The organism is Bradyrhizobium sp. NAS96.2, from assembly GCF_001908235.1.
In the GTDB taxonomy this organism is placed as follows: domain Bacteria; phylum Pseudomonadota; class Alphaproteobacteria; order Rhizobiales; family Xanthobacteraceae; genus Bradyrhizobium.
Genome location: NZ_LGHK01000100.1, coordinates 127,600 through 153,582 on the forward strand (window position 1 = coordinate 127,600; position 25,983 = coordinate 153,582).

Consider the following 25,983-nt stretch of genomic DNA (forward strand, 5'->3'; position numbering starts at 1 on the left):
CCGACCGCCCCAGCACCCATGTTCGCCCCGACACGGCGGGCCGCGAGTCTAGCGGAATTCGCCTTCAAGTTTTCCCGTAAGCTATTGGAATGACATGAATATCGTCATTGTGGAGTCGCCGGCCAAGGCCAAGACGATCAACAAATATCTGGGGTCCTCCTATGAGGTCCTGGCGTCGTTCGGCCATGTTCGCGACCTCCCGGCCAAGAACGGTTCCGTCGATCCGGACGCCAATTTCCAGATGATCTGGGAGGTCGATGCCAAGGCCGCGAGCCGGCTCAACGATATCGCCAAGGCGCTCAAGGGTGCCGACCGCCTGATCCTCGCAACCGACCCTGATCGCGAGGGCGAGGCGATCTCCTGGCACGTGCTGGAGGTGATGAAGGAGAAGCGCGCGCTGAAGGACCAGAAGGTCGAGCGCGTGGTGTTCAATGCCATCACCAAGCAGGCCGTCTCCGAGGCGATGAAGGCGCCGCGCCAGATCGACGGCGCGCTGGTCGACGCCTATATGGCGCGCCGCGCGCTGGACTATCTGGTCGGCTTCACCCTCTCGCCCGTGCTGTGGCGCAAGCTGCCCGGCGCCCGCTCGGCCGGCCGCGTGCAATCGGTCGCGCTGCGGCTGGTCTGCGACCGCGAGCTCGAGATCGAGAAGTTCGTGCCGCGGGAGTACTGGTCGCTGGTCGCGACGCTGCTGACGCCGCGCGGCGAAGCCTTCGAGGCGCGCCTCGTCGGCGCCGACGGCAAGAAGATCGCCCGGCTCGACATCGGGTCCGGCGCGGAAGCCGAGGACTTCAAGAAGGCGATCGAGGCCGCGCTGTTCAAGGTCGCGACCGTCGAGGCCAAGCCGGCGCGGCGCAACCCGCAGGCGCCCTTCACCACCTCGACCCTGCAGCAGGAAGCCAGCCGCAAGCTCGGCTTCGCGCCGGCGCACACCATGCGCATTGCGCAGCGGCTGTATGAAGGCATCGACATCGGCGGTGAGACCACCGGCCTCATCACCTATATGCGAACCGACGGCGTGCAGATCGATCCGTCCGCGATCACCCAGGCCCGCAAGGTGATCGGCGAGGATTACGGCAACGCCTATGTGCCGGACGCCCCGCGCCAATACCAGGCCAAGGCCAAGAACGCGCAGGAAGCGCACGAAGCGATCCGCCCGACCGATCTGTCGCGCCGCCCGGCCACCATTGGCCGCAGGCTCGATGCCGATCAGGCACGGCTCTATGAACTGATCTGGAAGCGCACCATCGCGAGCCAGATGGAATCGGCCGAGCTCGAACGCACCACCGTCGACATCGAAGCCAAGGCCGGCGCCCGCGTGCTGGAGCTGCGCGCTTCCGGCCAGGTCATCAAGTTCGACGGCTTCCTTGCGCTCTACCAGGAAAGCCGCGACGACGAGGAGGACGAGGATTCGCGCCGCCTGCCCGCGATGAGCCAGGGCGAGGCCGTGAAGCGCCAGAGCCTCGCCGTCACCCAGCATTTCACCGAGCCGCCGCCGCGCTTCTCGGAAGCATCGCTGGTGAAGCGGATGGAAGAGCTCGGCATCGGCCGTCCCTCGACCTACGCCTCGATCCTGCAGGTGCTGAAGGACCGCGGCTACGTCAAGCTCGAGAAGAAGCGGTTGCACGGCGAGGACAAGGGCCGCGTCGTGGTCGCGTTCCTCGAGAACTTCTTCTCGCGCTATGTCGAGTACGACTTCACCGCCGATCTCGAGGAGCAGCTCGACCGCATCTCGAACAACGAGATCGCCTGGCAGCAGGTGCTGCAGGATTTCTGGCGCGGCTTCATCGGCGCGGTCAACGACATCAAGGACCTCCGCGTCGCCGAGGTGCTGGATGCGCTCGACGAGATGCTCGGCCCGCATATCTATCCGCCGCGCGCGGATGGCGGCGACGTCAGGCAATGCCCGACCTGCGGCACCGGCCGGCTCAACCTCAAGGCCGGCAAGTTCGGCGCCTTCGTCGGCTGTTCGAACTATCCGGAATGCCGCTACACGAGGCCGCTGGCAGCCGACAGCGCCGAGAGCGCCGACCGCATCCTCGGCACCGATCCCGATACCGGCTTCGATGTCACGGTGAAGGCCGGCCGCTTCGGCCCCTACATCCAGCTCGGCGAGCAGAAGGATTACGCCGAGGGCGAGAAGCCGAAGCGCGCAGGCATTCCCAAGGGCACCTCGCCTGCCGATGTCGATCTCGAACTGGCGCTCAAGCTGTTGTCGCTGCCGCGCGAGATCGGCAAGCATCCGGAAACCGGGCAGCCGATCACCGCCGGCCTCGGCCGGTTCGGGCCGTTCGTCAAGCACGAGAAGACCTATGCCAGCCTCGAGGCCGGCGATGAGGTGTTCGACATCGGGTTGAACCGCGCCGTGACGCTGATCGCCGAGAAGATCGCAAAGGGCCCGAGCGGCCGCCGCTTCGGCGCCGATCCCGGCAAGCCGCTCGGCGATCACCCGACGCTCGGCGCGGTCGCGCTGAAGAACGGCCGCTACGGCGCCTATGTCGCGGCCGGCGGCGTCAACGCGACGATCCCGAGCGACCGCACGCCCGACGAGGTCACGCTCGCCGAAGCAATCGCGCTGATCGACGAGCGCGCGGCCAAGGGTGGCGGCAAGAAGGTCAAGAAGGCGGCAAAGCCTGCCAAGGCGAAATCCGAAAGGAAGGCTGAAACAGCCGACGGCGATGCCGAGGCCAAGCCCGCGAAGAAGGTCGCGTCGAAGAAGGCCGCCGCGAAACCGAAAGCGGATGCGACCAGCAAGGCGCGCGCGCCGGTCGCTTCCGGTGCCAAGACGTCGCCTGCAAAATCATCGGCACCAGCGAAAGCGCCCGCGAAGAAGAGCGCCGGCAAGGCACGAGGATAAGTGAAACGAAAACCCGACCATGGCTTTCCGGGCCGGGACGCCATCGTCGCCTTCATCCGCGCCAATCCAGGCAAGGTCGGCACCCGCGAGATCGCGCGCGAGTTCGGCCTGAAGAACGCCGACCGCATCGAGCTGAAGCGGATCCTCCGCGAACTCGCCGACGACGGCACGGTCGCCAAGCGCGGCCGCAAGATCCACGAGCCGGCGGCGCTGCCGCCGACCGTGCTCGCCGACATCACCGGCCGCGACAGCGACGGCGAATTGATCGCCACCCCCGCCGAGTGGGACTCCGAGGAAAACGGCACCGCCCCGAAAATCCGCATCGAGACGCCGCGGCGGCCGAAGCCCGGCACCACCGCCGGCGTCGGCGACCGCGCGCTGCTGCGCGTCGAGGTGACCGACGAGCAAGACGGCACACCCTATCGCGGGCGTGTCATCAAGGTGATCGATCACGGGCGCACGCGCATCCTCGGCATCTTCCGCCGCAACCCCGATGGCGGCGGGCGGCTGATCCCGGTCGACAAGAAGCAGGCCGGCCGCGAGCTCAACATCGCCAAGGCCGACAGCGGCGGCGCCGAGGACGGCGACCTCATCAGTGTCGACCTGATCCGCACCCGCGGCTATGGGCTCGCCTCCGCCCGCGTCAAGGAGCGGCTCGGCTCAATTGCCAGTGAGAAGGCGATCAGCCTGATCGCAATCAACACCCACGACATCCCGCAGGTGTTCTCGTCTTCTGCGCTCCGCGAGGCCGAGGAGGCAAAGCCCGCGACCTTGCAGGGCCGCGAGGACTGGCGCGACGTGCCGCTCGTCACCATCGATCCGCCAGATGCGAAGGATCACGACGACGCCGTGCATGCGGAGGTCGACACCGATCCTAACAACAAGGGCGGCTTCATCGTCCATGTCGCGATCGCGGACGTCGCCTACTATGTGCGGCCCGGTTCGGCGCTCGACCGCGACGCACTCCAGCGCGGCAACTCGGTGTACTTCCCCGATCGCGTGGTGCCGATGCTGCCCGAGCGGATCTCCAACAATCTCTGCTCGCTGGTGCCGGGCGAGCCGCGCGGTGCGCTCGCGGTGCGGATGGTGATCGGCGCCGACGGCCGCAAGCGCTCGCATACCTTCCACCGCGTGCTGATGCGCTCGGCCGCGAAGCTCGCTTACGCGCAGGCGCAGGCCGCGATCGACGGCAGGCCCGATGACACGACGGGTCCCCTGCTCGATCCGATCCTGAAGCCGCTGTGGGCGGCCTATGAACTCGTCAAGCTCGCACGCAACGAGCGCGACCCACTCGATCTCGATCTGCCCGAGCGCAAGATCCTGCTGAAGCCCGACGGCACCGTCGATCGAGTGATCGTGCCGCAGCGGCTCGATGCGCACCGGCTGATCGAGGAGTTCATGATATCAGCCAACGTCGCCGCGGCTGAGATGCTGGAGAAGAAGGCGCTGCCGCTGATCTATCGCGTGCATGACGAGCCGAGCCAGGAGAAGGTGCAAAACCTCCAGGAATTCCTGAAGACGCTGGACCTGCCCTTCACCAAACAGGGCGCGCTGCGTCCCGCGCAATTCAATCGCGTGCTGGCGCAGGTTGCGGGTGAGGATTACGAGCCGCTGGTCAACGAGGTGGTGCTGCGTTCGCAGGCGCAGGCCGAATACTCCGCCGAGAACTACGGCCATTTCGGCTTGAACCTGCGCCGCTACGCGCACTTCACCTCGCCGATCCGCCGCTACGCCGATCTGATCGTGCATCGCGCGCTGATCCGCGCGCTCGGCCTTGGCGAAGGCGCCTTGCCGACCGACGAGAGCGTGGAGACACTGGCCGAGATCGCCGCGCAGATCTCCGTTACCGAGCGCCGCGCGATGAAGGCGGAGCGCGAGACCACCGACCGGCTGATCGCGCATTTCCTCGCCGATAAGGTCGGCGCCTCGTTCCAGGGCCGCATCTCCGGCGTGACGCGTGCCGGCTTGTTCGTCAAGCTGGACGACACCGGCGCCGATGGCCTGATCCCGATCCGCACCATCGGCAGCGAGTATTTCAACTACGATGAGACGCGCCATGCGCTGATCGGCACGCGCAGCGGCACCATGTATCGGCTCGGCGATGTCGTCGACGTGCGGCTGGTCGAGGCAGCACCAGTGGCGGGCGCGCTACGCTTTGAGCTATTATCCGACGGTCAGGCAATTCCGCGCGACAGAAAACGCGACGGCAAAAGAGCCGAGCGCCGCGCCGGATTTGGCAATGGCCCGAAGGGATCGGCCAAGAAGGCGCACAAGGAGCGGAAGGCGCGCAACAAGAAGGACCGCAAGCCGGCGAAGTCGAAGCCCGGCAAATCGAAGCGAGGCAAGTCATGGACGTGACACCGCCGACGGTGGTCTGGACCCGCGATGCGGCCGAGTCCGAGAAGCGCGACGTGTGGAGCGCAATGAAGCGCGGGTTCCGCAGCCGTTGTCCACGCTGCGGAAAAGGCAGACTGTTCCGCAAATTTCTGAAATGCGACGGCCATTGCCCGGTCTGCGACCTCGATTTCTCACCGCATCGCGCCGACGATCTCCCCGCCTATCTCGTCATCGTTATTGTCGGCCATATCGTGGTACCGACCGCGTTGTGGATCGAGACCAACTATTCACCGCCGGTGTGGCTGCAACTTGCGATCTATCTGCCGCTCACGCTGTTCGCATCGCTGGCATTGTTGCAGCCGGTGAAGGGAGCCGTGATCGGCTTGCAATGGGCCCTGCGCATGCATGGCTTTGACGAGAATCCCCCTAGCGACATCCCGCCGGTCTAGCTAAACCGGACGATAAGAAGAAATGAAAGGGATGAAATGACTGAAGCTGCCGCCCCTGCCGCCGTCGTCCACCAGGGCGAAAAAGAAGCCGATCATCATGCGTATTTCCGGCCAAAGGATGCCGCGACGCTGATCCTGATCGACCGCTCCGGCGCCAAGCCGAAGGTGCTGGTCGGCAAGCGCCACGACAAGGTCGTGTTCATGCCGGGCAAGTTCGTGTTCCCCGGCGGCCGCGTCGACAAGGCCGACAACCGCGTGCCGGTCGCCGCCCCGATCACGCCGGAGCTCGAAGCCAATCTGTTGAAGGGCAGTCCGAAGATCACTCCCGGCCGTGCGCGCGCGCTCGCCAATGCTGCGATCCGCGAAGCCTGCGAAGAGACCGGGCTCTGCCTCGGCCGCAAGGTCGAGAAGACGGCGAAGCTCGACGGGCCGTGGGCGCCGTTCGCTGACGCTGGCCTATTGCCCGACCCGTCCGGCCTGTTCTTGATCGCGCGCGCGATCACCCCGCCCGGCCGTGTCCGCCGCTTCGACACCCGCTTCTTCACAGCCGATGCCTCGACCATCGCGCATCGCGTCGAAGGCGTGGTGCATGCCGATGCCGAACTGGTCGAGCTCGTCTGGGTCGAGATCGGCTCCGAGCCGCTCGCGGACGCGCATGCGATGACCAAGAACGTGCTCGCCGAGCTTGACCGCCGTCTCGCTACCGGCCCACTCCGCCACGACGCGCCGGTGCCGTTCTTCCACTTCTATGGCGGCAAGATGCATAAGGACGTGCTGGGGGCGTAAGCCAGCCCCCGTCATTGCGAGCGAAGCGAAGCAATCCATGTCACCGCTTGCTGAACTATGGATTGCTTCGTCACTTCTGTGCAAAATTGCTTTGCAATTTTGTCACGAGCTCCTCGCAATGACGACAGTGAGGCGGCTGCGGACTTATCCTCCAGCCGCCCCTCAAATTGCAAAAATCTTCTGGCGCTGCCGGGATGGCGCGCCGCGAAACGCCTCCCTATCTGTTCCGCTAACGACATCAAGAACGGAACGGGGCAATGGCGAAGCGTCAACTCAAGCTCGGCGCATTCATGCGGCCGATCAGCATCCACACCGGCGCCTGGCGCTACCCCGGGGCCTGGCCCGACGCCAATTTCAACTTCGACCATATCAAGACGCTGATCCGCAAGCTCGAGGCTGGCAAGTTCGACGCCTTTTTCATGGCCGACCATCTGGCCGTGCTGAACATGCCGATCAATGCGCTGAAGCGCAGCCACACCGTGACCTCGTTCGAGCCGTTCACGCTGCTGTCAGCACTCTCGGCCGTCACCGAGAATATCGGCCTTATCGCGACCGGCTCGACCACCTTCGATGAGCCCTATCACGTCGCCCGCCGCTTCGCTTCGCTCGACCACATCTCCGGCGGCCGGGCGGGGTGGAATATCGTCACCACCTCCAATCCGGACGCGGCGCTGAATTTCGGCCTCGACGATCACATGGAGCATGCCGAGCGCTACAGGCGCGCCCGCGAATTCTACGACGTCGTCACCGGCCTCTGGGATTCCTTTGCCGACGATGCGTTCGTGCGCGATGTCGAGTCCGGGTTGTTCGTCGATCCCGACAAGATGCACGTGCTCAACCACAAGGGCAAATATCTCTCGGTCCGCGGCCCCCTCAACATCGCCCGCCCCGTGCAGGGCTGGCCTGTCATCGTGCAGGCCGGCGCGTCCGACGACGGCAGACAGCTTGCCGCCGAGACGGCGGAGGCCGTGTTCACCGGTGGTGGCAGCCTGGCCGACGGACAGAAGCTCTATGCCGACATCAAGGGCCGCATGGAGAAGATCGGGCGCGATCCCGAGCATCTGAAGATCCTGCCCGGCGCCTTCGTGGTGGTCGGCGACAGCGTCGAGGAAGCTAAGGAGAAGCGCGCGCTGCTCGACAGCCGCGTGCATTACGACAGCGCGATCGCCTCGCTGTCGGTGATCCTCGGCACCGATGCCTCCGGCTTCGATCCCGACGGGCAATTGCCGCCGATCCCGGAAACCAACGCCAGCAAGAGCGGCCGGCAGCGCCTCGTCGAGGTCGCCGCGCGCGACAAGCTCACCGTGCGCCAGCTCGCCCAGCGCGTCGGCGGTTATGGCGGGCTCGCTTTCGTCGGCACGGCGCAGACCATCGCCGACCAGATGGAGGAATGGCTGGAGGGGCGCGGCAGCGACGGCTTCAACATCATGTTCCCCTACCTGCCGCAGGGCCTGTTCGAGTTCGTCGACAAAGTCGTCCCGGAACTGCAGAAGCGCGGAATCTTCCGCACCGAGTACGAAGGGCGGACGTTGCGCGAAAATCTGGGCCTGCCGCGGCCGAAAAACCAGTTCTTCGAGGGCTAATTGGCCGGAATCGGGATGATTTCGGCCGGGAAATCCTTGACTTTGAGCGGTTTGTGGCTAGTTTCCGGGCCAAACGCGGGCCGATTTGGCCGGCTCCCGATACCCCTTCATTTTCGAGGATTTGCACATGGCCAAAGCGGTCACCATCAAGGTCAAGCTCGTGTCGACGGCCGATACCGGCTTCTATTACGTCGCCAAGAAGAATTCGCGCACCATGACCGACAAGCTGGTCAAGAAGAAGTACGACCCGGTCGCGCGCAAGCACGTCGAGTTCAAGGAAGCCAAGATCAAGTAAGATCGCCTGCTTCTGACGTTTTCAAACGGGGCCCTCGCGGCCCCGTTTTTGCTTTGTGACCTGGCGTCGTCCCTCATGTCGGGCAAGTCCCGGGCACAGGGCTCACATGATCGCAAGCTTGGACGAGGGAAACGTCGGCGGCTACTCGGTCGCCTACGGCCGCGAGGACATCTACTTTCCGGTCTATGTCACCGCCGCGCTTGCCGCGGTCTTCCTGACCGCGACGTGGATCACCGGCGCGATCTGGTGGCTGGCGCTGGCGGCGGCCGCCGCGGGCTTCACCTATTACAACATCCCCCTGCTCGAGGCCGGTCGTCCGACCATCGGGGCCAACCAGTATGGCATCTTCATCCAGGCCTTCGGGCTGATCCGTTGGCGCGCGATCACGCAGATCGACCTCGTCGAGATCGCCGAGCGCGCGATGACCGTCCACGAATTGCAGATCGCGCTCAATGTGCCACTCGGCAGCGCGCTGGTGGCCGACTGGCGCAAGCGGCCCACCTATCGGCTGCTGATGCGCTTGCCGTGGCGCATGGACCATCGCGGCGTGGTCCGCGTCAATCTCGAGCCGTTCGACCGGACGCCCGACGAGATCCACCGGACGTTCCTCAGGATGTGGCGCTACTATCGCAGCTAAAGCGCGATGAGATTTGGCTGAATCGTCATCGCGCTCCAGCTCGTTGTCTGAGCATGATCCTTTTCGGAAAACCGCTTCGCACTTTTCCGGATCAGGCTCTAGCGGCCGCCAAACGCCTCATCAGGCAGATGCGCATCCGCGATGCGCGCATCCGGATTATGTGTGATGGTCATGAACCAAACGAGGCTGAAGAACAGCGACCACGCTGTGTTCCAATAGAACCAGTTCATCGGATCACCTCGAACAGCTTTGATCCGTGCCAGCCGGCAACGATCGCCGGCCGGCGCGGAATGCCGCCAAGTCTACTGCACGACCTCGCCGTGCAGCGCCAGATCCAACCCTTCGCGCTCGATGTCGCGCGTCACGCGAAGCCCGACGAAGAGATTGATCACGAACAGGATGATCAGGCTCACGACGGCATCATACACGAAAACCGTCGCGACGCCGATGCATTGATTGAGGAACTGCCCGGCATTCCCCTCCAGAACGCCGGCCGTTCCACCATACTGCTCGACCGCGAACACGCCGGTCAGCAGCGCTCCGACGATGCCGCCGAGGGCATGAACGCCGAAGCAGTCCAGCGCGTCATCGTAGCTGAACATCCGCTTCAAGCCGGTGCATCCCCAGTAGCAGCAGACGCCGGCGGCGATGCCGATCGCGAAGGCGCCGACCGGCCCGACGAAACCGGAGGCCGGCGTGATCGCGACGAGACCTGCGACGGCGCCCGAGCAGATGCCGACGACCGTCGGCTTGCCCTTGAGCGCCCATTCCACCAGCATCCAGGTGAAGCCCGCCACCGCAGTGGCGATCTGGGTCACCAGCATCGCCATGCCCGCCTGCATTCCGGCGGTGACGGCGGAGCCCGCGTTGAAGCCGAACCAGCCGACCCACAGCAGCGAGGCGCCGATGAAGGTCAGCACCATGTTGTGCGCCGGCCCCGTCTCGACGCGCTTGCCGAGCATGATCGCACACATCAGGCCGGCCACGCCGGCATTGATGTGCACCACGGTGCCGCCGGCGAAATCGAGAACCTTGACATACGCGGCGTCGTTGCCCGCCGAGAAGATCCCGTCAGGTCCCCAGACCCAATGCGCGATCGGCGCATAGACGAAGATCGCCCACAGCCCGATGAACCAGAGCATCGCCGAGAACTTCATCCGCTCGGCAAACGCGCCGGCGATCAGCGCCGGCGTGATGATGGCGAACGTCATCTGGAAGCAGATGTAGACGGACTCAGGAATGGTCGCGGCAAGCGGATTGGGATTGCCGATGCCACCCTTGCCGATGTCGCTCAGGATATCCTTGAGGAACATGCGATCCAGACCGCCGATAAACGGCGTGCCGGAACGAAACGCCAGGCTGTAGGTCAGGACGGCAAACAGGATCGTGACCAGGCAGGTCACCGCGAAACTGGTCATCACGGTGTCGCCGACATTCTTCTTGCGCACCATGCCGCCGTAGAACAGGCCAAGCCCCGGCACCGTCATCATCAGGACGAGCGCGACTGACGTGAGCATCCAGGCGGTGTCGCCGGAATTCGGCGTACACTTCTCGAGAATCTTGCCGCCGCAGGCAGGCGGCGCCGCCGCATCCTCAGCCAGCGCAAGGTCACTGAACAGCAGGCAAAGAAGCGCCACTCCCAGCAGAGCAATCACGATTCTCACGAGCCTCTCGCGCGTGTATGTCGCAGACTCCATCATCGTCCTCCCATCACAAGAAATGCAGGTGTTCGGAATCGGCGCGGCGCGTTCGGAGCGCGAACGCCGAATGACAGCGCGCACCCGGCTATCGGGATGTCTCCAAGTGCGGTGCGGCGGGTGGCGGGATGCAGCGAAGGCGCAGCGGCATCAGGCCGGGCGCGAGGCACAAGCGCCTCCTGCTCGGCGGCGCGGCGGAGGCCGTGGTGCGCGGATGGCTGGAGAATGACGCCGACTAGCCTCATCGCGGCCAGCCCTTCCCATGGGTCCCCAGGCCGGAAAACCCCTGCAACGGTTTCCGGCACGATTTCTAGCCAGATTCAATCAAGATTCGTGCCACCGGCACGTGCCGAGCAACCCATTGAAGGCACTGCAAATTCAATCCACGCGCGGAACGGCTTCGCGCTCCACTGCACGTTCTCGCAGCAAGTGATCGCTGGAAAAATAGGCAGCAATCGGCGACTGCCCTCGTATGGGGCAGTCGCCGGTTTGCCGGGATCGGAAGCTCAGGCGGCCTTGAGCAGCGGCGGCTGCGCCGGCCGGATCAGCGCGAAGGCAAGCTGGATGATGCCGCCGGCGAGCCCGAGCGCGACACCGATGCGCCAGGCCATGGTGTAGGAGCCGAGCGAGTCATAGATCACCCCTCCTCCGTAAGCACCGAGGAAGCTGCCGACCTGGTGGCTCATGAAGGCAAGGCCCTGGATCATCGCCTGCCAGCGCAGCCCGAACATCTCGGCCACCGCGCCCGCGACCAGCGGACCGACGCCCATCCAGAGGAAGCCCATGATGGCGCCGAACAGCAGCGTCGAGCCCGGCGTTGCCGGCAGCATGAAATACCAGGCGAGCGCCAGCGAGCGCAGGATGTAGATGCCGCCGAGCAGCGCGAGCTTATTCCAGCGCTGGCCGGCCCAGCCGAAGAACAGCGAGCCCAGCACGTTGAAGCCGCCGATCATGCCGAGCGTCTGCGCGCTCAGCATCGGATCGAGCCCGCAGATCGCAAGATACGACGGCAGATGCGTGGTCAGGAAAACGAGCTGCATGCCGCAGACCATGTAGGCGCAGGTCATCACCACGAACGACGCGTTGCCGAACGCGGTCTTCGCCGCCGTCGCCGCCGTCGCGTTGCCGATGTCGTCACCGGCAGGCTTCGGCAGCGGAATCTTGTCGACGCGGCCGGCGTACAAGGCCGCTGGAATCATGAAGACCGAGAGGACGACAAAGCCGGCAAGCCCGACGCGCCAGCCGAACCCTTCATTGAGCATCTGGCCGATCGGCGCCGACAACAGCGCGCCGAGCGAGCCCGCGGCAGAGACTATGCCGAGCACGGTCGAGCGCACCGTCTCAGGCACCGCGCGCGCCGCGACCGACATGGCGATCGCATTCGCGGTGCAGGCGAGCGAAAGGCCGATCAGCACACCGGCGCCGATCATGATGCTGACGAGCCCATGCGCCGCCGTCATCAGCACGAGGCCCGCGATGTAGGCCAGCGCACCGACCACCATGATCGGGCGGAAGCCGTAACGCACGGTCATCGCGCCCGCCAGCGGCTGCAGGAAGCCCCAGGCGAGGTTCTGCACCGCCAGCGCCAGCGTGAAATGGGACACCGAGATGCCGATATCGTGCGTCAGCGGCTGCATGAAGATGCCGAGGCTCTGCCGCAGCCCCATGCTCAGCGTGAGCATGATGGAGGCACCGATCAGAATGGGAAGCGTGGGACGCAGGACCTGCAACAGGGGCATTGTTCTTGTTCTCCCAAAGGGGCGCGGCACGCGTGCCGCAGCCTGCGATTCCCGCTTATTTTAGGTACACAGACCTGTGTAATTAGGCTATACGTGGCCGCTGCTGTCAAGCGAAGAGGATCACGGCCGGCGCATGGCTTCCCCGCCTCCCAAACAGACCATGAAAGAGCGGATCCTCGAGACCGCCGACAGACTGTTTTACCTGCGGGGCATTCGCGCCATCGGCGTCGACACCATCGCGGCCGAGATCGGCATCAGCAAGCGCACGCTCTACAATCATTTCCCGTCGAAGGACGCGCTGATCGAGGCCTATCTGCAGCACCGCTTCGTGCAGCCCCGCCCCTCCGACAAGCCGCCGGCCGAGCAGATCCTCGCAACCTTCGATTCGCTGGAGCGGCGCTTCACGGCGAAGGATTTTCGCGGCTGTCCGTTCGTGAACGCGGTGGCCGAGCTCGGACCGGAGGACGAGGACCGTACCTTCAGAAATATCGCGGTTGCCTTCAAGGAAAGCCGCCGGATCTGGTTTCGCGATCTGCTCCGCCAGCTCGGCGTCGCCGATGCCGAGGGACTTGCGACCCAGCTCACGCTGCTGGTCGACGGCTCGATCGCACAGGACCTGGTGCGCGACGATCCGGCAATGGCGCGCGCGGCCAGGGAAGCGGCGCGCGTGCTGCTGGCCAACGCAGGCGTCAAGGTCGCAAGCTCCACAGACAAGAAGCGCGGCGGATAAATCCGGTTGCACAAACAGGTTCCGTTTGGTTGGTAGCGCGGACCACGCGCGACGGCCCGAGCGGATATTCCGTCATGCGAGATGACCGACGACCGCGCGAACGGCGCGGCGCAACAGGGGAACGACCATGGAAGATCTGAAGGTGACGGCCACCGGCTACGATTTCGCGCCGGCACGCGCCGCCATGCAGCGCTACATCGACAACAATCTCCTGTCCGGCATCTCGTCTGCGGTGATGGTGGGTCGCGACCTCGTCGATGTCTCCTGCGTCGGCTGGGCCGACAAGGAAGCGCAGATCCCGCTGCGCACCGACCATATCTTCCGGGTGTTCTCCAACACCAAGCTGATCACCTCCTGCGCCGCGCTGCTGCTGTTCGAGGAAGGCCGCTTCCGGCTCGACGATCCGATCGAGACCTACATCCCGCAGCTTGGCAACCGGAAGGTGCTGCGGCCGGGCGCGACGTCGATCGACGACACCGAGCCGGCGCGGAGCTCGATCACCATCCGCCAATTGCTGAGCCACAGCGCCGGTTTGAGCTACGGCTTCTTCGATCCCGGCACCGTCATCTTCAAGGCGCTGAACGAGCGCGGCGTGCACAATCCCAACACGACCCTGGCCGAGATGGTCGATGTGCTGGCCGGTCTGCCGCTGATCTATCAGCCGGGCACGTCGTGGGAATACTCGCTCGCGATCGACGTGGTGGCGCGCCTGGTCGAGGTGGTCAGCGGCCAGAGCTTCGACAAATTCATCAAGGCGCGCATCCTCGATCCGCTCGGCATGGTCGATACCGGCTTCGTCGTTCCCGAGCAGGATCAGGGACGCCTGGTCGCGTATTACGCGGGCGCCGATCTCATGGAGCCGATGAATCCGGGCCTCACCCGCACCGACAACGCGCCCTTCCCCGGCGCCTATCTGCGCCCGGTCGCACGGCTCAACGGCGGCGGCGGCCTGGTGTCGACGCTGCCCGACATGGTCGCACTGATCCGCGGCCTGCTGCCGGGCGGACCGACCCTGCTGAAGCCGGATACCATTGCAGCGATGATGTCCAACCAGTTGCCGGACGGACAATGGATCCGCTTCGCGATGATGGGCGAGCAGCCCGGCAAGGCGCATGGGCTTGCCGGCGGCATGATCCTCACCCCCTCGCCGATCGACCATCCCGATGCCGCCGGCGAATTCTACTGGGGCGGCGTCGCCGGCACGCAGTGGTGGATTTCGCCCAGAAAGGGCATCGCCGGCGTGATGATGGCGCAGCGCCAGATGGCGTTCGTCCATCCGTTCTCGTTCGAGTTCAAGCGGATGGCCTATGACGCGGTGAAGCGCGGTTGATAGTGCAGCTTCGTAGCCCGGATGCAGCGCAGCGAAATCCGGGAGGCTGGTGCAAGCGGCTCGATACCCCCGGATTGCGCTGCGCTCCATCCGGGCTACGAGACTACCGGAGTTGATTACGCAGCCGCCGAGACCACGCGGTTGCGGCCGTCGTGCTTGGCGCGATAGAGCGCGGTGTCGGCGCGCTTGAGCACGTCGGCGACCGGCTCGCCCTTGCGCTCCAGCGTGGTGAGACCGATCGAGATCGTGACCGTGATCCGCTTGCCGCCCTTGTCGACGGCAAAGGGCTCGCCCGCGATCGAGCGGCGCAGCCGCTCGGCGACCATGCCGGCGACATGCAGATCGGTCTCCGGCATCACGATCACGAACTCCTCACCGCCATAACGGCAGGCGAGATCGATGCCGCGGATCGACTTGCGGATGCGAACGGCGAATTCGCGCAGCACGTCGTCGCCGGCATCGTGGCCGTAGGTGTCGTTGATCGCCTTGAAGTAGTCGATGTCGAGGATCATCAGCGCCAGCGGCTTGCCGCGGATCGAGGCCTGCTCCGCGAGCGTCGCGAGATGGCTCTCCATGTAGCGCCGGTTGTTGAGGCCGGTCAGCGCGTCCGTGATCGCCATCTCGATCGAGTTCTGCACGTTGTCGCGCAGATGATCGGTGTAGCGGCGGCGGCGGATCTGGGTGCGCGCCCGCGCCAGCAGCTCGTTCTTGTCGACCGGACGCAGCAGATAGTCGTTGACGCCAATCTCGAGCCCACGCATCAGCCGCGTGTTGTTGTCGGCATCCGAGATCGCAAGGATCGGCACCTGGCGCGTTCGCTCCAGCGAGCGGGCCTGGCTGCACAGCCGCAGGCCGTCGAAATTATCGAGGCTGAGCGACACGATCAGCAGGTCGTAATTGCCCTCGGCGGCATGGAACAGCGCTTCAGACGGATTGGTCTCGACGTCGACGGTATGCTCGGCGGAGAGGATCGGCGCCAGCTTCTCGTAGGACGACGGCCGGTCGTCGACCAGCAGGATGCGGCCGCCAGCGCCACGATCCGCGATCGCGCTGCGCTCGGGCGCCTGCATGCCGATCTCGAGCGAGGTGATGACGCGCATGCGCAGCTCGTCGGTCATCATCTTCAGCCGCGTCAGCGAGCGCACGCGCGCGATCAGCACGACGTCGGACACCGGCTTGGTCAGGAAGTCATCGGCGCCGGCCTCAAGGCCGCGCACGCGATCGGCGGGACTGTCGAGCGCGGTGACGATGACGACCGGGATGAAATGGGTCGCCGGATTCGACTTCAAGCGGCGGCAGACCTCGAAGCCGTCCATGTCAGGCATCATGACGTCGAGCAGGATGATGTCGCATTCGGCGCGCGCGCAGATTTCCAGCGCCTCGGTCCCGTTGGAAGCGGTCAGCACATCGAAATATTCGGCCGACAGGCGGGCTTCCAACAGCTTGACGTTCGCCGGAACGTCATCGACGACGAGGATACGCGCTGACATTGCACCACAACTCCCCTATCCGATAAAGCGTCGGACAGTCTCAATAAATTTGCCGACCGAGATAGGCTTGGACAAATAGGCTTCGCAGCCGCCCTCGCGGATGCGTTCTTCGTCGCCCTTCATGGCGAAGGCGGTGACCGCGACCACCGGAATCGTGCGCAGATCGGGATCGTCCTTGATCCAGCGCGTGACCTCGAGGCCGGAAACCTGGGGCAGTTGAATATCCATCAGGATGAGGTCGGGGCGCAGCTTGCGGACGAGATCGAGCGCTTCGAAGCCATTGCTGGTGCCCGAAGTCTGATAGCCATGCGCTTCCAACAGATCGCGAAAGAGCTTCATGTTGAGCTCGTTGTCCTCCACGATCAGGACGGTTTTGGCCATCCCGTCCCTCCCAGACTTAGGAAACAGGCCCGGCTGCGGCACCTCACGCACCGCGCGCGGAGCGCGTCGAAAATGTGAATTCAAACTAGCGCCAGAATCGCTCTAACCCGTTAACCCGACATCCAACTTCCGCAGCGTGGTTTCCGTTGCTTGAACACACGCGGAAGACTCGGGCATGATGGGCCTCTCAATAGAGACCATAAGTTAACGGAAAGGCAAACCGGCGCGTTGAAAAAGCCTGTTCACAACCCCCGGGAAGTTGCTGAAATCGTTGCGATTCAGGCGCTCGGTTTCATTGCCGGCGATCCCGAACGGCTGGGCTTGTTCCTGGCCGAAACCGGAATCGGTCCGGAGACGCTGCGGAACGCTGCGTCCGATCCTCAATTTCTTGCGAGCGTGCTCGATTTCGTGATGCGCGATGACGCCACCGTGAAGGCGTTCGCCGCGGCCTCCGAACTGCACCCGACCAACATCGCCGCCGCCCACCAGGTGCTGGGCGACCCGAAATGGGAGCGCGACGTGCCGTGACGACGGCAGCGGCGGCTCCCGACGGCCCCCTCAGTTTCTGCCGGGACTGCCTCGGCGATCTCGATATCAAGGTGAAGCGATGCAGCCATTGCGGTTCGCCGCGGCTGGTGCGTCACCGCACCCTGCCCGTGCTCGCGCTCGCACATATCGACTGCGACGCGTTCTACGCCACCGTCGAGAAGCGCGACAATCCTGACATCGCCGACCGCCCTGTCATCATCGGCGGCGGCAAGCGCGGCGTGGTGTCGGCCGCCTGCTACATCGCCCGCACCTACGGCGTCCGCTCGGCGATGCCGATGTTCAAGGCGCTGGAACTCTGCCCGGACGCGACCGTGATCCCGCCCGATATGGCGAAATATGTCCGGGTCGGGCGCGAGGTGCGCCAGGCGATGCAGGCGCTGACGCCGCTGGTCGAGCCGCTGTCGATCGACGAGGCGTTCCTCGATCTCTCCGGTACGCAACGCGTCCACGGCATGATCCCGGCCAAGGTGCTCGCCAAATTCGCCCGCGAGGTCGAGCGCGATATCGGCATCACGGTGTCGGTCGGGCTGTCCTGCAACAAGTTCCTCGCCAAGATCGCTTCCGATCTCGACAAGCCGAGGGGCTTCGCCACGCTCGACCAGGATGAGGCGCGCGAGATGCTGGCCAGCAAGCCGGTCGGCTTCATCTACGGCGTTGGGCCTGCGACGCAGGAGAAGCTGGTGCAACGCGGGTTCCGCGTCATCGCCGATTTGCAGCGCGCCGACGAGAACGAGTTGATGAAGCAGTTCGCGAGCGAAGGCCGCAGGCTGTGGCGGCTGGCGCGCGGCATCGACGACCGCAGCGTGGTGCCCGATCGCGGCGCCAAGACGATCTCGAGCGAAACCACCTTCGAGACCGACATCCGCGATTTTGCAATCCTGGAAAAACTGCTTTGGAAGCTGTCGGAGAAGACCTCGGCGCGGCTGAAGAGCAGCGACCTCTCAGGTTGCACCATCACGTTGAAGCTGAAGACCGCGGACTTCCGCCAGCGCACCCGCTCGCAATCGATCCAGACCCCGACCCAATTGGCCGCCAAGATCTTCGCGGTGACGCGCGAGATGCTGGCCAAGGAGATCGACGGCACCGCCTTTCGCCTGATGGGCGCCGGCGTCAGCGCGTTGCGCCCGGGCTCGCAGGCCAACGATTCCGACATGCTCGACCGCCGCTCGGCGCACGCCGAACGCGCGATGGATAATCTGCGCAAGAAGTTCGGCAACGCCGCCGTGATCCGGGGCATTGCGTATGAGGGGCCGGGGAAGCCGGAATAGTCCGGGGCTCGAACGCGACCCGAACTCCGTCATTGCGAGGAGCGCAGCGACGAAGCAATCCATCGCTCCGCACGCGCGGAGGTATGGATTGCTTCGCTGCGCTCGCAATGACGGAGAGCGTCTACCCTCAATCCGCGACCGCAATAGCCTCGATCTCGATCAGCCATTCTGGCGCGGCGAGCGCGGTGACGCCGACGAGCGTAGAGGCCGGCGGCTCCATGCCCTCGAAGAACGCCGAGCGCGCCTTGCCGATGATCGGGCGCAGCTCCGGCTTGTAGCCGACCACGAAGGTCGTGATCTTGACGATGTTGGAATAGGTCGCACCGGCGGCTTTCAGCGCCATGCCGAGGTTCTGCATCACCTGCGTCGTCTGCGCGGCGAGATCGCCGGCGCCGACCACCCGGCCCTCCTCGTCAGTGGACACTTGTCCCGAAATATAGATCGTGCGCGCGCCCGAGGCGACGACGACGTGGGAGTAAGCCGGATTGTGATGCAGGCCGCTGGGGCGAAGATGATCGAGCTTGCTCATGATGTGGCTCCCTGACACGCGTGTTTCGGGAAGCGTACTCGTGTCTGATGGTTCCGACCAGAGCAGTCTCGCGGGCTCGCTCCGCTGTCGTCCCGGCGAAAGCCGGGACCCATAACCACAGAGTTGAGTTGTTGAAAGAGGCTGTGGCTCCAACGTCGCGCAATACTCACCTTCGGTGGCTATGGGTCCCGGCTTTCGCCGGGACGACACTGAATGTGCGGCGATAGCCAGCCCCTCACTTGCAGGGCTTGGAATCCCTGACGTCGAACTTGTCCAGTGCGCCGGAGATCACGAAATCGTTGTAGTCCAGCACCAGCGCGCGGGAGACACCGTTTTCGTAGAGCTCGAATGACATCGCGTAGACCGGCGTCTGCTCGCCGTCCTTCGCCCGGGCGTCGCTGTCATAATAGCTCACCGTTACCGGCCAGCGCGTCATGGTCTTCATCGCATCGCTTGCCGTCGACGGATCGGGCGACGACGGCGCGCGATCGCCAGCGATCGGGCGACCGATCACGGTCAGCGTGTTGTAGACCTTCTCGCCATTGTCGGAGCCGTCATAGACGGTCTGCTCGAGCACCGACTTGCCGTCACGGGCGGCGGCGATGATGTGCTGGATCTGCTCGGTCGGGAACACGATCTTGCCGTCGATATTGAACGTCTTCTTCACCGGCTGGGTCAGCTTCACGGTGATATGATCACCGACCCGCTCGGCGATGCCGTCGACCGGCGAGGAGTCACTGTCGTTCATCCGCGTGTCGATCTTGAAGCGGTAGCTTTTGCCCGACGCGTCCTCCCAGGACGTGGAACGCAGATCGGACAGCGTCACCTTGCCCTCGCCGCTGTCAAGCTCGGACACCTGGCGGAATTCGGAGGTGTAGCCTTCGCAGGAATTGCCGGAAAAATTGTAGAGGATGCGCCCGCGTGCATCGCTCACCGAATTGGAGCCGCGTGATTTCACGAGACTAAGATCGTACAGCGCCTGGTGCGCGAGAAACGGCCCGCTCGCGGCGACGGCAGACCCATGAACCAGAGCGGATCCTGCGGCAACGGCGATCGTAAGCACCAGGGCACGCGACGGAGTCCGGAACGGCATGGTCATGGTTTTTCCTCGGGGAGGCAGGGATTCGCCACAATAGTGACGGTGGTATTGCGCCGCAACTGGGGCAAGTCTGACAAAATCGCAATGTATGCCGCGAAATTGCCGGCGTTTTTGTCAGTTTTCCATGCGATTTCGTACGCCGCGGCCACTCGGCCCTCACGCGACCGTCGCTTGCAACCTGCGGCACGATGCGCGAAACAATCGAAACAAACTTGGCCCTGACCGCGTTTCAGGCTTCGTGCAATCCAATTGGGGGACAAAAGATGGCGGGTACCGTCGAACAAAAACTGGCGTCACAGGGCATCACACTTCCCGAGCCGACCTCCCCGGTCGCGAACTATGTCCCCTTCGTCCGCAGCGGAAACCTGCTGTTCGTCTCGGGCCAGGTCTGCTTCAACGCCGAAGGCAAGCTGATCGCCAAGGGCAAGCTCGGGGCCGGCGTCACGCTCGAGCAAGGCGTTGCCGCGGCGCAGGGCTGTGCGATCAACCTGCTGGCGCAGGTCAAAGCCGCGCTCGGCGATCTCGACAAGGTCGTACGCGTGGTGCGATTGGGCGGCTTCATCAACTCCGCACCTGATTTCTTCGACGGCCCGAAGGTCCTGAACGGCGCCTCCGACCTGATGGTCGCGGCCTTCGGCGACAAGGGCCGCCATGCCCGCACCACCGTCGGTGTCGCATCGCTGCCGGCCGATGCCGCGGTCGAAGTCGAAGGCGTGTTCGAAGTCGCCTGATCGATGCGCGCCCCTGATTGGCTGACGAAACGGCCGGTCGCCCATCGCGGCCTGCATGATGCCGCGCGCGGTATCATCGAGAACATGCCGGCCGCGGCCACCGCCGCGGTTGCCGGCAACTTCGCCATCGAGTGCGACATCCAGCTCACCGCCGACGGCGAGGCCATGGTGCACCACGACGATGCGCTCGGCCGGCTCACCGAGGGCTCGGGCCTGCTGGCGACCAAGACGGCAGCCGAGCTGAAGGCCGTCAAGTTCAAGGACACCTCCGAGCAGATGATGACGCTCGGCGACCTCTGCGCGCTGGTCGCCGGCCGCGTTCCGCTGGTGGTCGAGGTGAAGAGCCATTTCGACGGCGATCGCAGACTGGCGCGGCGGATGGCCGAAGTGCTGTCGTCCTATTCCGGCCCTGTTGTCGGCATGTCCTTTGACCCCGACCAGGTGCTGGCGCTGCGCGAGATCATGCCGAACCTGCCGCGCGGCATCACCGCCCAGCGCACCTATGACGACAGTTCCTGGACCAAGCTGACGCCGGCCCAGCGCGACGGCATGCTGTATCTGCGCCACGGCTTCAGGACCGAGCCGCATTTCGTCGCCTTCTGGGTCAACCAGCTGCCGGCGCCCGCGCCCTGGATCGCCCGCAACGTGTTCGGCTGCCCGCTGCTGGCCTGGACGGTGCGAACGCCGGAACAGCGCGAGCGCGCGGCCCGCTATGCCGACCAGATGATCTTCGAGGGCTTTGTGCCGGGAACCTGACATGCCACTGGCAGTCTTGAACTCGTCGCTGCGACGCACGATGTTGTCGGGAGTTGGTCGTCATCGGCGATGGCGGAATGCGGAGCATGATCCGGAAGTGGAGCCAGCTGTTCCGGAAAGATCATGCTCAAAAGAGACACCGGTCTTCACTCTCGATGGCGTCGTCTGAAATCACCCTGGAAGCTGTAGCTGACATCGGCGGCATTCCGGCCGCCGAATGGGACGCCTGCGCCAATCCGAAGGCGGACGCGGACAGCATCCATAGCCTCGACACAATGGCCTCGCCCGCCGCTGCAGGCGATTGCCAGACCGTCGCAAGTTCGAGCTATAACCCGTTCGTTTCCCACGCCTTTTTCGCCGCCGTGGAAGCTTCCAATTCGGCCTGCCCGCGGACCGGCTGGGGGCCGCGCCATCTGATCGCGAAGCTCGATGGCCGGATCGTCGGCGTAGTGCCCTGCTATCTGAAATCGCACTCGCAGGGCGAATACGTGTTCGATCGCGGTTGGGCCGAGGCCTATCACCGCGCCGGCGGCAGCTACTATCCGAAGCTGCAGGTCTCCGTTCCCTTCACGCCCGCGACCGGACCGCGGCTCCTGATCCGCGACGGGGTTGACCGCGAGGTGATCGGCTCCACGCTGGCGCGGGGCCTGCGGGCGCTCTGCAACGCCACCGAGGCCTCCTCGGTGCATGTGACGTTTGCCCGCGAGGACGAGGCAAGGTTCCTCGGTGCGCACGGCTTCCTGCAGCGGACCGACCAGCAGTTCCACTGGCACAACGAGAGCTACAAGACCTTCGACGATTTTCTGGGATCGCTGAACTCGCGCCACCGCAAGGGCATCAAGCGCGAGCGCCGCGAGGCTCTTGCTGCCGGCATTACCATCCACTGGCTGACCGGTTCCGATATCACCGAGGATGCGTGGGACGCGTTCTTCGAATTCTACATGGAGACCGGCTCGCGCAAATGGGGCCGGCCGTATCTCACTCGAGAGTTCTTCTCGCTGATCGGCGAGAGCATGGCCCGCGACGTTCTGCTGGTCATGGCCAAGCGCAACGGCCGCTGGATCGCGGGCGCCATCAACTTCATCGGCTCGGACACGCTGTTCGGCCGCAACTGGGGCGCGATCGAGCATCACCCGTTCCTGCATTTCGAGGTCTGCTACTACCAGGCGATCGATTTCGCGGTTCAGCGCGGGCTCAAGGTGGTCGAGGCCGGCGCGCAGGGCGAGCACAAGCTGGCACGCGGCTACCTGCCGCAAACCACGTACTCGGCGCACTTCATCGCCGACCCCGGCCTGCGCCGCGCGATCGCCGATTACCTCAAACGCGAGCGCGATTATGTCGCCGAGGTCGGCCGCGAGCTCACTGAGGCCGGCCCGTTCCGGAAGACGGTCGACGACGACGCTTGACGTTTCGGGCGCGACCTAGACATTAGCGCTATAAAATTGAGGAGCCGCCGCATGCCCGCCTACGACAACAACAACCCCTTCGCAAAAATCCTGCGCGGCGAGTTTCCGTCCTACAAGGTCTACGAGAACGAGCACGTGCTCGCCTTCCTCGACATCATGCCGCGCTCGCCCGGGCACACACTTGTCATCCCGAAGGCCCCTGCCCGCAACATCCTCGACATCACGCCGGACGATTACGCCCACGTCGCGCGCGCCGCCCACAAGATCGCAGCCGCCGGAATGAAGGCTTTTGAAGCCGACGGCATCACCGTGCAGCAATTCAACGAGCCCGCCGGCGGCCAGGTCGTCTTCCATCTCCACATGCACGTGATGCCGCGCAAGAATGGCGTCGCGCTGCTGCCGCCCGCGAGCCGCAAGGAAGACGGCAAGGTGCTGGAGGCACATGCGGCGAAGTTGGTTGCGGCGCTGAAGTAGCGGCCTCTCCTCGTCATTGCGAGCGAAGCGAAGCAATCCATCGTTCCGCGTGTGCGGAGCAATGGATTGCTTCGTCGCTCCGCTCCTCGCAATGACGGCGGAGGCAACTCACTCCGTCTCGAAATCCCCGGCCTGCGGCGGCGCCAGCGGGGTAAACTCGCAGCGGTCGGGCTTGACGTCGATCAGCGGCGTCTCGTCAAGGCAGTCGAGGCCGCGCACCAGGATGACGTTGCCCTCGACGCCGACCAGCTTGACGATCGAGGTGCCGATCGGGTTGGGGCGCACCGGCGAGCGCAGCGAGAAGGTGCCCCGGGTGTTGCCATTGTTCTTCGGGCTTTGCAGCACGATGTCGCGGCGCGACTGGTGCAGCCAGTACAGCACTTCCAGGTTCGAGTAGAAATCGACGCCCTTGATCGCGGCGACCCAGGGCTCGAAAATCTCGAGCCGGCACACCGGGCCGTCATGCCGCCCCTGCCGCGGCGTCGCCAGCCGCGATGTCCAGGGCGTGCGGATCCGGCCGATGAAGACGAGCCCGGCATCGCGCGCGGTCGGCATGTCGACGGCGACCTCGCCCTGGCGCAATTCCATTTCACGTACCATGTGTCAATCCAATGATAGATTCAGCGCCTTGACCACATCAGCCCATCGCGCGCGATCGGTATCCACGAACTTGTCGATCTCGGCCTGGTTCTTCGCGCGCAGCGGCGGAAAACCGATCTTGACCAGCGAAGCGCGGAACGCCTCGTCGTTCAAGGCCCGGTCGAGGCTCGCCTTGATCTTGCCGGCGATCTCGTCAGGCACTTTCGACGGCGCTGCAATACCATACCAGACGCTGACCGCATAATCGGGGTAGCCGCTCTCGGCAATCGTCGGCAGGTCGGGCAAATCGGGGATGCGCTCGGTCGAGCTGACGCCGAGTGCACGCAGCATGCCTGATCTGACCGGCGGCAGCGCGGTGCCGAGCGTATCGAACATCAGCTGGATATTGCCGGACAGCAAATCCTGCAGCGCGGGTCCGGCGCCCTTGTACGGCACGTGGGTCATCTCGACGCCAGCCATCTGCTTGAACATCTCGCCGGCGAGATGAACCGTGCCGCCGGTGCCGGCCGATCCGAAATTGAGTTTGCCGGGATTCTTCTTCGCGTAGGCGACGAACTCCGCGATCGTCTTTGCCGGTACCGAGGGATTCACCTCCATGATCATCGGCGCATCCGTGATGACAGACAGCAGGCGGAAATCCCTGGCCGGATCGTAGGGCAGCTTCTTGTAGAGCAGCGGATTGAGCACAAAGATCGAGGCCGCCGTCACGAACAGCGTGTAGCCGTCGGGATCAGAGCGCGCCACGGCGTCGGCGCCGATCGCACCCTGCGCGCCGGCCTTGTTCTCGACCACGACCACCTGCTTGAGATCGCGCCCGAGATATTCGCCGACGATGCGGCCGAGCACGTCGGTCGGCCCGCCCGCGGCATAGGGCACCACGAGCTTGATCGGACGCGTTGGATAGTCCGCGGCGCGCGCCGGCAGCGCCGCCACCAGCAACGCCGTCAGAGCAACAATGAATAGCGATGATGCACGCCGCTGCATGCCGTTTCCCCGTTGTTTTCTTTCTTGGGGAACGAGAGTAGCGGATAATGCGGTCGCCGCAATCAGCCGAGCCAGCATTTGCCTGCGATCATCACGACTTCACCGACGATCACGCGTCGCTTCGCTCCTTGCAACGAAGAAACCATGAACATCAGCGTGGCCTCGGTTTAGGTCCATCGCGCGTTTGCACGATACTTGGCAATCATCTCTCGACAGTCGCCCGGATTTCGCTGCGCTCCATTTGGGCTGCGCCATCACGCCCGGTTCTTCAGCACGAAGCATGCCCCGCCCGCCTTGCGGATGCGGTTGCAGAGGCCGTCGGCCTCAGGACGTGTGTCGGCGCCGATGCGCACCTGGTAGAACGTCGCGCTGCCGCGGCTGCGCAGCCGCGAGCCAAGCAGGCTCGGATCCTGATCGCCGATGACGTTGGACAGCCGCTTCATCGCGCGGGCATACATCGCAAGCGCCTTGTCGCGGCTGAAGCCGGCGGCGAGCTGCACGCCCCACACCTTGGCCGCCGACAGCGTGATGTGCTGCTCGAGTCCGGCCACGAACGGGTTGGGCGCGCGCTTCAACAGCGCCATCAGCTCGCGGCAGCTCCTGGCCGGCGGACGCTCCGGCATCTTGCCGTGGTTACGGGCGGCAGCAGCCCAGTCGTCGACGCTGGAGCCGGTGATCGCGGAGACGTAGTTGCGCGTCTCCTGCGGCATGTAGCCGGTGCCGGCAAGCCAGTCCTGCACCCGGCGCGGGCCGGCATTGTAGGCCGCCGCGGCGAGGCCGAGATTGCCGAACTGGTTGCGCAACTCGCTGAGGAATTCGGCCGACTTCGGCAGCGCTTGGACGGGATTGAAGGGATCAAGGAGCCCACGCTCGTTGGCGGTGCCCGGCATGAACTGCGCGATCCCCTGCGCGCGCTCGCCGCTGCGGGTGATCGGACCGATCGCGTCGGCCTGGAAGCGGCTCTCCTGCCAGATCACGCGCGCGAAGAACTCGAGCGGCAAATCGTTGGCCCGCGCCGCCGACTCGATCATCAGGCACATCGCCTCGCGGGTGTCGCTCTCGCGCGCGTCATCCGCAGGCTTGTCGGCTGTGGCCGCAGGTTTCCCGGGCGTGTCGCCCGGTGCCGCAGCAGGCTTGTCGGCAGGCGCCGCGGGGCTATCCGCCGGAGGTGCGGCAGGTTTCTCGGCCTGCGTATCCGGGAGCGTCGCAGGCGGCTCCGCCGGCGCGGGCCCGCTGGTTTCTCGGCGGGCGTCGCGGGCGGCTCGGCACCTGGCGG

25 protein-coding genes are annotated in these 25,983 nt (G+C 64.9%); 15 read left to right on the forward strand and 10 right to left on the reverse strand.

Annotated features, from left to right (window positions below; translation table 11 throughout):
- Positions 1-94: 94 nt before the first annotated feature.
- From topA to AC628_RS22650, 7 genes are all read left to right on the forward strand, one after another.
- Positions 95-2,857 (forward strand): type I DNA topoisomerase, encoded by a 2,763-nt coding sequence (topA, locus tag AC628_RS22620; RefSeq protein WP_074128927.1) that lies wholly within the window; start codon positions 95-97, stop codon positions 2,855-2,857.
- Entirely contained in the window at positions 2,858-5,215 is a 2,358-nt protein-coding gene (rnr, locus tag AC628_RS22625; protein ID WP_074128928.1) for a ribonuclease R, read from the forward strand. It abuts the gene before it with no gap.
- Complete coding sequence (locus tag AC628_RS22630) at positions 5,206-5,643, forward strand: DUF983 domain-containing protein (protein ID WP_050425570.1); 438 nt, start codon at positions 5,206-5,208, stop codon at positions 5,641-5,643. The genes rnr and AC628_RS22630 overlap by 10 nt, the downstream gene beginning before the upstream one ends.
- A 36-nt stretch (positions 5,644-5,679) precedes the next feature.
- Entirely contained in the window at positions 5,680-6,429 is a 750-nt protein-coding gene (locus AC628_RS22635) for an NUDIX hydrolase (RefSeq protein ID WP_074128929.1), read from the forward strand.
- 257 nt (positions 6,430-6,686) lie between these two features.
- The gene (locus tag AC628_RS22640) at positions 6,687-8,012 is read left to right on the forward strand and encodes an LLM class flavin-dependent oxidoreductase (RefSeq protein WP_074128930.1); all 1,326 of its coding nucleotides are present in this window, start codon (positions 6,687-6,689) and stop codon (positions 8,010-8,012) included.
- Positions 8,013-8,139: 127 nt separating this feature from the next.
- On the forward strand, positions 8,140-8,307 hold the full coding sequence (gene rpmG, locus AC628_RS22645) for a 50S ribosomal protein L33 (RefSeq protein ID WP_018271988.1): 168 nt from the start codon (positions 8,140-8,142) through the stop codon (positions 8,305-8,307).
- Positions 8,308-8,425: 118 nt separating this feature from the next.
- Positions 8,426-8,944 carry a hypothetical protein gene (locus AC628_RS22650; protein ID WP_245321272.1) on the forward strand — a complete coding sequence of 173 codons (519 nt, stop codon included), beginning with the start codon at positions 8,426-8,428 and terminating at the stop codon, positions 8,942-8,944.
- A 98-nt stretch (positions 8,945-9,042) separates the two neighbouring features.
- Here AC628_RS22650 and AC628_RS45435 read toward each other — a convergent pair whose 3' ends face one another.
- The 3 genes from AC628_RS45435 to AC628_RS22660 all read right to left on the reverse strand — a co-directional run bounded on the left by AC628_RS45435 (position 9,043) and on the right by AC628_RS22660 (position 12,380).
- Complete coding sequence (locus AC628_RS45435) at positions 9,043-9,174, reverse strand: inositol phosphorylceramide synthase regulatory subunit KEI1 (protein ID WP_244485707.1); 132 nt, start codon at positions 9,172-9,174, stop codon at positions 9,043-9,045.
- A 72-nt stretch (positions 9,175-9,246) separates the two neighbouring features.
- Positions 9,247-10,644, reverse strand: coding sequence for an ammonium transporter (locus tag AC628_RS22655; protein ID WP_074128932.1), 1,398 nt, complete (start codon positions 10,642-10,644; stop codon positions 9,247-9,249).
- 503 nt (positions 10,645-11,147) lie between these two features.
- The gene (locus tag AC628_RS22660) at positions 11,148-12,380 is read right to left on the reverse strand and encodes an MFS transporter (protein ID WP_074128933.1); all 1,233 of its coding nucleotides are present in this window, start codon (positions 12,378-12,380) and stop codon (positions 11,148-11,150) included.
- Positions 12,381-12,513: 133 nt separating this feature from the next.
- Here AC628_RS22660 and AC628_RS22665 point away from each other — a divergent pair, with 133 nt between their 5' ends.
- Positions 12,514-13,110 (forward strand): TetR/AcrR family transcriptional regulator, encoded by a 597-nt coding sequence (locus AC628_RS22665; RefSeq protein WP_074128934.1) that lies wholly within the window; start codon positions 12,514-12,516, stop codon positions 13,108-13,110.
- A gap of 127 nt (positions 13,111-13,237) precedes the next feature.
- Positions 13,238-14,440, forward strand: coding sequence for a serine hydrolase domain-containing protein (locus AC628_RS22670; RefSeq protein ID WP_143201749.1), 1,203 nt, complete (start codon positions 13,238-13,240; stop codon positions 14,438-14,440).
- A gap of 116 nt (positions 14,441-14,556) precedes the next feature.
- On the opposite strand, the gene AC628_RS22675 is transcribed toward AC628_RS22670, so the two are convergent.
- Both AC628_RS22675 and AC628_RS22680 read right to left on the reverse strand, forming a co-directional pair.
- Positions 14,557-15,930, reverse strand: coding sequence for a PleD family two-component system response regulator (locus AC628_RS22675; protein ID WP_074128935.1), 1,374 nt, complete (start codon positions 15,928-15,930; stop codon positions 14,557-14,559).
- A gap of 15 nt (positions 15,931-15,945) precedes the next feature.
- Complete coding sequence (locus AC628_RS22680) at positions 15,946-16,311, reverse strand: response regulator (protein ID WP_016845968.1); 366 nt, start codon at positions 16,309-16,311, stop codon at positions 15,946-15,948.
- A 228-nt stretch (positions 16,312-16,539) separates the two neighbouring features.
- Between AC628_RS22680 and AC628_RS22685 the strand changes: the two genes are divergently transcribed.
- Both AC628_RS22685 and AC628_RS22690 read left to right on the forward strand, forming a co-directional pair.
- Complete coding sequence (locus AC628_RS22685; protein WP_074128936.1) at positions 16,540-16,839, forward strand: DUF3572 domain-containing protein; 300 nt, start codon at positions 16,540-16,542, stop codon at positions 16,837-16,839.
- Entirely contained in the window at positions 16,818-18,128 is a 1,311-nt protein-coding gene (locus AC628_RS22690; RefSeq protein WP_143201750.1) for a DNA polymerase IV, read from the forward strand. The genes AC628_RS22685 and AC628_RS22690 overlap by 22 nt, the downstream gene beginning before the upstream one ends.
- 127 nt (positions 18,129-18,255) lie before the next feature.
- Here the strand turns inward: AC628_RS22690 and AC628_RS22695 are convergent, their stop codons facing one another.
- On the reverse strand, positions 18,256-18,657 hold the full coding sequence (locus AC628_RS22695) for a RidA family protein (protein ID WP_074128937.1): 402 nt from the start codon (positions 18,655-18,657) through the stop codon (positions 18,256-18,258).
- Positions 18,658-18,892: 235 nt separating this feature from the next.
- Complete coding sequence (locus AC628_RS22700; RefSeq protein ID WP_168193425.1) at positions 18,893-19,756, reverse strand: cell envelope integrity EipB family protein; 864 nt, start codon at positions 19,754-19,756, stop codon at positions 18,893-18,895.
- Between the two features lie 263 nt (positions 19,757-20,019).
- On the opposite strand from AC628_RS22700, the gene AC628_RS22705 reads away from it, so the two are divergent.
- From AC628_RS22705 to AC628_RS22720, 4 genes are all read left to right on the forward strand, one after another.
- Positions 20,020-20,487, forward strand: coding sequence for a RidA family protein (locus AC628_RS22705; RefSeq protein WP_021078295.1), 468 nt, complete (start codon positions 20,020-20,022; stop codon positions 20,485-20,487).
- Positions 20,488-20,490: 3 nt separating this feature from the next.
- Positions 20,491-21,243, forward strand: coding sequence for a glycerophosphodiester phosphodiesterase (locus AC628_RS22710; RefSeq protein WP_074128938.1), 753 nt, complete (start codon positions 20,491-20,493; stop codon positions 21,241-21,243).
- A gap of 155 nt (positions 21,244-21,398) precedes the next feature.
- Entirely contained in the window at positions 21,399-22,649 is a 1,251-nt protein-coding gene (locus tag AC628_RS22715; protein WP_074128939.1) for a GNAT family N-acetyltransferase, read from the forward strand.
- Between the two features lie 51 nt (positions 22,650-22,700).
- On the forward strand, positions 22,701-23,123 hold the full coding sequence (locus tag AC628_RS22720; protein WP_074128940.1) for an HIT family protein: 423 nt from the start codon (positions 22,701-22,703) through the stop codon (positions 23,121-23,123).
- Between the two features lie 108 nt (positions 23,124-23,231).
- On the opposite strand, the gene tsaA is transcribed toward AC628_RS22720, so the two are convergent.
- The 3 genes from tsaA to AC628_RS22735 all read right to left on the reverse strand — a co-directional run.
- The gene (gene tsaA / locus AC628_RS22725) at positions 23,232-23,723 is read right to left on the reverse strand and encodes a tRNA (N6-threonylcarbamoyladenosine(37)-N6)-methyltransferase TrmO (RefSeq protein ID WP_074128941.1); all 492 of its coding nucleotides are present in this window, start codon (positions 23,721-23,723) and stop codon (positions 23,232-23,234) included.
- 3 nt (positions 23,724-23,726) lie between these two features.
- A complete protein-coding gene (locus AC628_RS22730) occupies positions 23,727-24,707 on the reverse strand; it encodes a Bug family tripartite tricarboxylate transporter substrate binding protein (RefSeq protein WP_074128942.1) in 981 nt (326 codons plus the stop codon).
- 254 nt (positions 24,708-24,961) lie between these two features.
- On the reverse strand, positions 24,962-25,983 hold a 1,022-nt coding region (locus AC628_RS22735), incomplete at its 5' end, for a lytic transglycosylase domain-containing protein (RefSeq protein ID WP_245321273.1).

Coding starts and splice junctions, on each gene's coding strand:
- AC628_RS22665 (WP_074128934.1), top strand. CDS start 12,514: ATGGCTTCCCCGCCTCCCAAACAGACCATGAAAGAGCGGATCCTCGAG.
- AC628_RS22660 (WP_074128933.1), bottom strand. CDS start 12,380: ATGCCCCTGTTGCAGGTCCTGCGTCCCACGCTTCCCATTCTGATCGGT.
- AC628_RS22705 (WP_021078295.1), top strand. CDS start 20,020: ATGGCGGGTACCGTCGAACAAAAACTGGCGTCACAGGGCATCACACTT.
- AC628_RS22700 (WP_168193425.1), bottom strand. CDS start 19,756: ATGACCATGCCGTTCCGGACTCCGTCGCGTGCCCTGGTGCTTACGATC.
- AC628_RS22695 (WP_074128937.1), bottom strand. CDS start 18,657: ATGAGCAAGCTCGATCATCTTCGCCCCAGCGGCCTGCATCACAATCCG.
- AC628_RS22730 (WP_074128942.1), bottom strand. CDS start 24,707: ATGCAGCGGCGTGCATCATCGCTATTCATTGTTGCTCTGACGGCGTTG.
- AC628_RS22720 (WP_074128940.1), top strand. CDS start 22,701: ATGCCCGCCTACGACAACAACAACCCCTTCGCAAAAATCCTGCGCGGC.
- rpmG (WP_018271988.1), top strand. CDS start 8,140: ATGGCCAAAGCGGTCACCATCAAGGTCAAGCTCGTGTCGACGGCCGAT.
- AC628_RS22715 (WP_074128939.1), top strand. CDS start 21,399: ATGGCGTCGTCTGAAATCACCCTGGAAGCTGTAGCTGACATCGGCGGC.
- AC628_RS22690 (WP_143201750.1), top strand. CDS start 16,818: ATGGGAGCGCGACGTGCCGTGACGACGGCAGCGGCGGCTCCCGACGGC.
- AC628_RS22635 (WP_074128929.1), top strand. CDS start 5,680: ATGACTGAAGCTGCCGCCCCTGCCGCCGTCGTCCACCAGGGCGAAAAA.
- AC628_RS22670 (WP_143201749.1), top strand. CDS start 13,238: ATGGAAGATCTGAAGGTGACGGCCACCGGCTACGATTTCGCGCCGGCA.
- AC628_RS22655 (WP_074128932.1), bottom strand. CDS start 10,644: ATGATGGAGTCTGCGACATACACGCGCGAGAGGCTCGTGAGAATCGTG.
- AC628_RS22640 (WP_074128930.1), top strand. CDS start 6,687: ATGGCGAAGCGTCAACTCAAGCTCGGCGCATTCATGCGGCCGATCAGC.
- topA (WP_074128927.1), top strand. CDS start 95: ATGAATATCGTCATTGTGGAGTCGCCGGCCAAGGCCAAGACGATCAAC.
- AC628_RS22630 (WP_050425570.1), top strand. CDS start 5,206: ATGGACGTGACACCGCCGACGGTGGTCTGGACCCGCGATGCGGCCGAG.
- AC628_RS22680 (WP_016845968.1), bottom strand. CDS start 16,311: ATGGCCAAAACCGTCCTGATCGTGGAGGACAACGAGCTCAACATGAAG.
- tsaA (WP_074128941.1), bottom strand. CDS start 23,723: ATGGTACGTGAAATGGAATTGCGCCAGGGCGAGGTCGCCGTCGACATG.
- AC628_RS45435 (WP_244485707.1), bottom strand. CDS start 9,174: ATGAACTGGTTCTATTGGAACACAGCGTGGTCGCTGTTCTTCAGCCTC.
- AC628_RS22710 (WP_074128938.1), top strand. CDS start 20,491: ATGCGCGCCCCTGATTGGCTGACGAAACGGCCGGTCGCCCATCGCGGC.
- AC628_RS22675 (WP_074128935.1), bottom strand. CDS start 15,930: ATGTCAGCGCGTATCCTCGTCGTCGATGACGTTCCGGCGAACGTCAAG.